This window comes from Bacteroidales bacterium (genome assembly GCA_013141385.1).
Taxonomy (GTDB): Bacteria; Bacteroidota; Bacteroidia; order Bacteroidales; family Tenuifilaceae; genus UBA8529.
Genome location: JABFRB010000050.1, coordinates 1 through 7,102 on the forward strand (window position 1 = coordinate 1; position 7,102 = coordinate 7,102).

The following is a 7,102-nucleotide window of genomic DNA, read 5'->3' on the forward strand; positions in this document are numbered from 1 at the left end:
ACAATGTATTGATTGGTTTTTTTGTTTTATATTTAAGGGCTTATTATCTAGCACTCATAAAAATAGATTCAACTTTGGTCAAGAATAATTGCTAAAATGGATTATTATAAGCATTTTAACAATCTAAAAAAAGATAATATAAATTTGGATTACCTTTATTTTAACTACAAATCAAACATAACGCTATGGAGACTATATTTGAGAATGATGTAGCTAAACTAACTTACGAAGAGGAACTTAAAGTTTTAACAATTACTTGGACAAATAAGAAAATGACATTTGAGGAATATCAGATGCCTTTTAAGTTAGCACTTGAATTCATGACTAAGAAACCAGTCATAAATTATATTTCGGATATAAGAAATCAAGGAATTGTATCTCCCGATTATAGAAAATGGCTGCAAGAAACTGCCTTGCCAGAGGCAGCAAAAGCAGGTTTGAAGAGAGTTGTGGGCGTTGCAAGTGTAAATGTTTTTAAGCAATATTATATCAATAATGTTTTTCAATCAGCAAAAAAATTTGGAATACCTTTTAAAATGTTTAATAATATTGAAGATGCCAAAAAATGGTTTAGAGAGTTTGAGAAGTAGGTTTGTAAGGGTATAGAGTATTAGTAAATCATTTTTATCAAAAAAGTTAATTCAGAAATATTAATAAGCCATATACTATGATAAATATAGTGTTTGCTCTTTAATTGAGTGTGATATATAATACCCATTTTTCATTTAATATTTACATCTTATTGAAAGTTGGTAAAATGTAATTAATCCATCATTTTTGCAGTAATATCAGCAATAATCTTTCAATTGGAGTGAAAGGATCAACACTTGATCAAAATATCTTTTCTAAAGAGAAATTTTGCAAAATATCAACATATTAGATGATTTGTCACATCTAATTAATTGACTACATAGTATCCTAATTAATTGATATTTGCATATAAGCGGTGTAAGTTTATATGAAATTTTTTAAATCCCTTCCAATATGCCGCAGCACATTAAACGCTTAATCATCACATTTGTAGTTTTTATAGCCCTGTTCCTGATAATGCAACAAATTCTAAGACCTAAATCATTTGGAGAGTTAGGACATTATCGTTCAAATGCAATTAGTGAGAATATTGCAAAGGAATTGTACTATGCTGGATCGATTAACTGCTCTCAATGTCATGAAACTGAAAGGACTGAAAAAGCCGATGGGTTACACTCATCACTTAAATGTGAAGTTTGCCATGGTCCCGGTTTAAAACATGCTCTTTATGCCGATAAATTTAAAGGAGGTTCATTACCAGATTCGCTCAAACTTCAAAAGCCAAATGAACGAAAAGATTGTGCTTTATGTCACCAAAGGAATGCTGCTCGAATAAAGATTTTGTTCGATACTATTGATAATACTTTAATACATCAGGTAGATGTATTGAAACACAAACTATTAGATAAGAAAACTAAAGTAGAGATGAAATGTATTGAATGCCATAATCCTCATCAACCATGAAAAAAGATAAATCAGACTTATCTAGGAGAAATTTCTTTAAAACTGGAGCAATCATTGCAGGTGGGATTACTGCTACATTAGCCCTTTCCTCAGTTAATGGATTGCTTTTTGCAAGTGAACCGCCAAAAAGAAAAGGCAAGTGGTACGGAATAGGCATTGATATTAATAAATGTATTGGATGTGGAAAATGTGCAAATGCATGTAAACTGGAAAATAATGTACCTCAAGAACCATTCTATTTCCGTTCATGGGTAGAGCAGTATACTATTAACAATGATGGAACAATAAAAGTAGAATCACCCAATGGGGGTATTAACGGTTTCCAACAATCAATCCCCGATGAAGATATATTCAAATCGTTTTTTGTTCCTAAAATGTGCAACCATTGCTCCAAATCACCTTGTACACAGGTTTGTCCAGTTGGTGCAACATTCGAAACACCTGAAGGTATTGTTTTAGTTGATGAGAAATACTGCATTGGATGCGGATATTGTATTCAAGCATGTCCTTATGGTTGTCGTTATAAACACCCAGAAAAAGGTACAACTGATAAATGTACTTTATGTATACATCGACTTAAAAAAGGTTTGCAACCTGCATGCTTTGAGATTTGTCCAACTCAGGCCAGAATTTATGGCGATTTAAACGATCCCCTGAGTAATATTAATTATTTCTTGAAAAATCATACTTGCATGGTCATTAAGCCGCATTTAAATACTGGTTCAAAATTATTCTATAACGCTTTAAGCCCTGAGGTAAGATAATATGGAACAACACTATCAGAACCTACATGAAGTTCTTTCGCAGGTAGTTGGATATATCTATCCAAATGAAATTGAACTTAACTGGAGTATCCTCATAGTACTTTACCCTTATATTACAGGATTGGTTGCAGGAGCATTTATTCTTGCCTCGCTGGAGCGAATTTTTAAAGTACATATACTCAAGCCAACCTATGTGTTAGCATTGCTTACGGCATTATCATTCCTTTTAGTTGCAACGATGCCATTAATCAGTCACCTTGGCAAGCCATTTAGGGCGTATGAAATAATGATTACACCTCATATAAGCTCTGCAATGGCCATCTTTGGATTTGTTTACTTATGGTATTTGATGGTTGTTCTTGTGCTCGAAATCTGGTTTGATTACCGTCGTGATCTGGTTTTATGGGCTAATGAGACAACAGGATTTAAACGATTCTTATACAAAACGCTTGCACTCTGGTCAACTGATATCTCGCCAAAAGCAATTGCTTTAGATAATAAGATTGGGTATATAATCACTGTGATTGGTGTGCCTTCGGCATTTTTGTTGCACGGATATGTTGGATTTATTTTTGGGTCAATTAAGGCAAACCCATGGTGGTCAACAGTTCTAATGCCTGTGATATTTTTATTCTCAGCAATGGTTTCTGGTATAGCATTGGTTATGCTAATCTATATTATTATTACAAAAGTTCGTAAGCAAGTAATCGATATGAACTGTCTGGATACAATTGCCAAATACCTATTTTACATTCTGATTATTGATTTTGTTCTTGAAGGATTGGATCAGATTCATCGAATTTACGAAGCTGAAGAATCATTTGAGGCCTTACATGAACTGGTGTTCGGTAAACTCTTTTTTACTTTGTTTATTATGCAAGGATTACTTGGAACAATAGTGCCGTTGATTACTTTAGGTGCTTTTCAGTTTTATAAACCTAAAGAACAGACTCGAAAATTGATCTATTTAGTCATCACTGTACTGATTCTTATTGGGATTTTCTTCATGCGATGGAATGTAGTAATTGGGGGGCAATTATTCTCGAAGAGTTTTTATGGGTATACCGATTTCAAAATAGAATTAATAGGGGCTGAGGGTTATTTAATGGCTTTTTTCTGGCTGGTAGTTCCATTTGTTATACTGTCATTTTTACTGTGGTTATTGCCTCCTTGGAAAAAAATTGATGTTGACCATGATATTTAGATAATAGAATATCAATTTATATTGAAAGTTTTTAATGGTTTTCCATTTTACGTCCCCAATAATACTTTTTAGTATTAATGTTTATTATTCACCCTTATCTTAAATCCTTGGAGGAGTTTAATATGAATGCTAATGACTTAAGTAATGAGGAATTTGAAAGAATTCAAAAGCGTTTAGATTCCATTGAAGAGAGGATTACTCAATTAGAATTAAAAAAGGAACATTATAAGAATTCTCGTGATTTAAGGCATAGCGAAGCAGTAGAAGATAATCCAGAAGTTTTTGATGTAAAACTCCCATCAGGTGTACCATTTGAATCAAATTTGGGTGAATATGGCTTGGCATGGTTGGGAACTATTGTTTTATTCTTTGCTATAACATTTCTGTGGCAGTATTTTAATAATGTTGGAATGCCAATTATTTCATTATTTGTAGGTGTCGTAAGTGTTGCGGGTGTCTTTTTAATGTCTCATTATTTCAAAATAAGATTTACATATTTGTCGTATATATTTAACCTTTTGGGATATATCATATTATACTACATTATCCTTCGTTTACATTACTATAATAACAAGCCTATTGTGACTAATCAAATGTTTGCAACAATATTAATTCTTGGAGTAATTGTTGTTCAATTGTATTTTGCAATTAAAAAACATTCTCAGGTATTGGCTGGATTGGCTTGTACTCTTGCAATTATTACTGCTTTTGTTTGTAATAATATTCACGCCTTCTTTCTGATTTCAATTGTAACAACATGTTTGGTGGTATTTACTTTCTGGAAATACAGTTGGTGGAAATCATTGATTTTCATTCTATCATTTAGTTATTTGATATTTATTATCTGGTTATTAAAAAATAATACTACTATCAATAAATCTCCCGATGATATTGTTTATTACTTAACATTCATCTATTTCTCAATTACAACAGCAATTTATTCGCTAGTAGTTTTTAAGAAACCAAACGAAATTAATCCTGAAAGCTCCATCCTTTTGACCATACTGCTTGCAGGAATAGCATATTCAGTTTTGCTGCTTTTCTTGGTTGTAGGGCATAATCCAAGTGTATTCATTTCTTTTTTTATAGCCATATCCATTTATAGTATTGCATATTCTGTAATTCTTAAGTATTATTCATCGTGGAAGTATTCTCCTGCCTTATATGCATTGTATGGATTTGTTGCAATAAGTATTGCTGTATATGACATATTCCATTTTCCAGATTCTTTCTTGCTACTTACATATCAAAGTTTCCTTGTTCTAGTACTCGCAATCTGGTATAGATCCCATATAATAACACTTATAAACACATTTCTTTTGCTGATATTAATCCTAATTTATTATAAAACATCGGGTACTTTGAATTCAGTTAATTTTTCAATTCCAATTGTTGCTTTTTTTTCTGCTCGAATTATAAATTGGAAAAAGGAACGTTTGAATATCAAAACAGATTTTATTCGAAATATTTACTTATTCACTTTATTTTTTTCACTCTTATTTGCTACATATAAAGGATTTCCTGAGCAATATATAACTGTTTCATGGCTTCTAATTACTGGTATCTATTTTGGATTAAGTGTTATATTAAAAAATATAAAGTATCGATGGATGGCAATGGCCAATCTCCTAGTTTCTGCCTTTCATCTATTTCTTATTGATTTGGCAAAAACGGATCCTGTTTTCAGAATATTAGCATTCATAATTTTTGCAATTGTTTCAATAAGTATATCAACTTATTATGTAAAGAAAATTAAAGACAAAAACACTGAAAACAAATAAAAGGATATTTTTAACGACGAATCGAAAGGCCTAATTCTACTTTGACAGATTAGGATTGTACTTGATTTTTGACTTTGTCGAACTCGTTTCACTTCGGTTCTGCTTTTTTACCCTTTGCCCTAAAGGGAGAAAGCATAAAAATCAACCTACACCCTTTAGGGACAGGGGTGAATTAGGTTGATTTTTCGTCTTCTTTTCGAATCTGTCAAAGTAGAACTAAATAATTATTCTTTAATCAACTTACTATATTTTCGTTTAGGAACATATCTTTCAATATTTTTTATCATTCCCTTAAAAATCATTACATGTATTGGTAATAATGAGTACCAGTAAACTCGACCTAATAGACCATTTGGGCGAAATGTTGCATTTTGTTCTAAATAAAAATTCCCATTTCTTTCATTAATCTTAAATTCAAGCCAAGCCTCACCAGGAACTTTCATTTCGGCATAAAGCAGCAATCTCATAATTTGTCTGTCTGCAACAATAACTCTCCAAAAGTCGAGAGCATCACCTGTGTTAAGGGTTTGGAAGTTTGTTCTACCTCTTCGCAACCCAATTCCTCCAAGAAGTTTATCCATAAAGCCTCTGACGCCCCACAAAATATTACCGTAGTACCAACCCCTTATACCACCTATTGCCCAAAGATTATCAAGAACTTGTTCAGCAGATGTTTTAATCAGAACTTCACGTTTATCGAAGTAGATACCAAACTGTGGAATCTCAATGAATTGAAGAAGCGATTTGTTTTTTGAACTTGAGCTAAGCGCATCTTTCCAGCTGGAAAGAACCATGTTTTGTTCAATTCTTTCGAAAGCGAGAGATAGAGCGGTTTTGTAGTCAATAGGTTTAATGTTCAAAAGTTCCTCCAAATCGTTATTACTACAAACCATCTCAACCTTCATGCTATTTATTAGATTTAATGATAGATGATAGGTTATTGAAGATATCAATGACAGCATAAAAGCTGCAAGTTTGTTATTAAAGAAAGGAACAACAATTAATACCCGTTTAAAACCCTTCATCTTTGCATAAAGCAATATCATCTCCTTATAGGTTAACACTTCTGGTCCACCAATATCATATGTGTTATTAAAAGTCCTTTCGTTAAGCAGAACTCCTTTGAGATGTTGAATTACATTGCGTATCGCAATTGGTTGGCATCGGGTATAAATAACAGAAGGAGCGGTTACTACAGGTAATTTTTCTGTAAGGTCGCGAATCATCTCAAATGAGGCACTACCTGAACCAACTATTACGCCTGCCCTAAGTATTGTAGTTGAGTAATTACCACTCCTTAGAATTTCTTCAACCTTTCTTCTAGATTTAATATGCTTAGATAAATTGACATCGTTTGAAAGTCCACTTAAGTAGATAACCTGTTTTGCTTGTGTTTTATTTACAAAATCCCTGAAATTTAATGCAGCTAACTTCTCAAGGTATTCAAATTTTTCAGAATCGTTAGACATTGAGTGTATGAGGTAATAAGCCGCATCAAAGTCAACAGGGGCGCTAGTAATATCCACTGGTTCGAGAAAATCAACCTCCCAAATCTGAATATTACAAGTTGCCTGATATTTGGTTAATCTGTTCTTATCCCTAACGCAACAAATCACCTCATGGTCCTGTTCTAAAAGTGCAGGAAGTAGTCTTTTACCAATGTATCCAGTTGCCCCAGTTATAAGAATTTTCATAATACGGAAACTATTAATAAAATAACAAGTTAACAGAAAATACATTTAAATAGATATTTTTAAATATCTATTATTCAATTGATTTGATTGATAATTATTAATGGTTTCAATGATATAAATCTGGGTCAGATATTTCGGTTAGTAAGAAGTAATAATTATGATTTC

6 protein-coding genes are annotated in these 7,102 nt (G+C 32.3%); 5 read left to right on the forward strand and 1 reads right to left on the reverse strand.

Annotated features, from left to right (window positions below):
* Nucleotides 1–185: 185 nt before the first annotated feature.
* From HOO91_21265 to HOO91_21285, 5 genes are all read left to right on the forward strand, one after another.
* Nucleotides 186–590 carry a hypothetical protein gene (locus tag HOO91_21265; GenBank protein NOU20094.1) on the forward strand — a complete coding sequence of 135 codons (405 nt, stop codon included), beginning with the start codon at nucleotides 186–188 and terminating at the stop codon, nucleotides 588–590.
* Nucleotides 591–984: 394 nt separating this feature from the next.
* Entirely contained in the window at nucleotides 985–1,494 is a 510-nt protein-coding gene (locus HOO91_21270; GenBank protein NOU20095.1) for a hypothetical protein, read from the forward strand.
* Complete coding sequence (locus HOO91_21275) at nucleotides 1,491–2,258, forward strand: 4Fe-4S dicluster domain-containing protein (protein ID NOU20096.1); 768 nt, start codon at nucleotides 1,491–1,493, stop codon at nucleotides 2,256–2,258. Before HOO91_21270 ends, HOO91_21275 begins: the two co-directional genes overlap by 4 nt.
* A 1-nt stretch (nucleotide 2,259) precedes the next feature.
* Complete coding sequence (nrfD, locus tag HOO91_21280) at nucleotides 2,260–3,462, forward strand: polysulfide reductase NrfD (GenBank protein ID NOU20097.1); 1,203 nt, start codon at nucleotides 2,260–2,262, stop codon at nucleotides 3,460–3,462.
* Nucleotides 3,463–3,539: 77 nt separating this feature from the next.
* The gene (locus tag HOO91_21285; protein NOU20098.1) at nucleotides 3,540–5,243 is read left to right on the forward strand and encodes a hypothetical protein; all 1,704 of its coding nucleotides are present in this window, start codon (nucleotides 3,540–3,542) and stop codon (nucleotides 5,241–5,243) included.
* 224 nt (nucleotides 5,244–5,467) lie between these two features.
* Here the strand turns inward: HOO91_21285 and HOO91_21290 are convergent, their stop codons facing one another.
* On the reverse strand, nucleotides 5,468–6,937 hold the full coding sequence (locus HOO91_21290) for an SDR family oxidoreductase (protein ID NOU20099.1): 1,470 nt from the start codon (nucleotides 6,935–6,937) through the stop codon (nucleotides 5,468–5,470).
* Between the last annotated feature and the right edge of the window lie 165 nt (nucleotides 6,938–7,102).

Coding starts and splice junctions, on each gene's coding strand:
- HOO91_21265 (NOU20094.1), top strand. CDS start 186: ATGGAGACTATATTTGAGAATGATGTAGCTAAACTAACTTACGAAGAG.
- HOO91_21270 (NOU20095.1), top strand. CDS start 985: ATGCCGCAGCACATTAAACGCTTAATCATCACATTTGTAGTTTTTATA.
- HOO91_21275 (NOU20096.1), top strand. CDS start 1,491: ATGAAAAAAGATAAATCAGACTTATCTAGGAGAAATTTCTTTAAAACT.
- nrfD (NOU20097.1), top strand. CDS start 2,260: ATGGAACAACACTATCAGAACCTACATGAAGTTCTTTCGCAGGTAGTT.
- HOO91_21285 (NOU20098.1), top strand. CDS start 3,540: ATGTTTATTATTCACCCTTATCTTAAATCCTTGGAGGAGTTTAATATG.
- HOO91_21290 (NOU20099.1), bottom strand. CDS start 6,937: ATGAAAATTCTTATAACTGGGGCAACTGGATACATTGGTAAAAGACTA.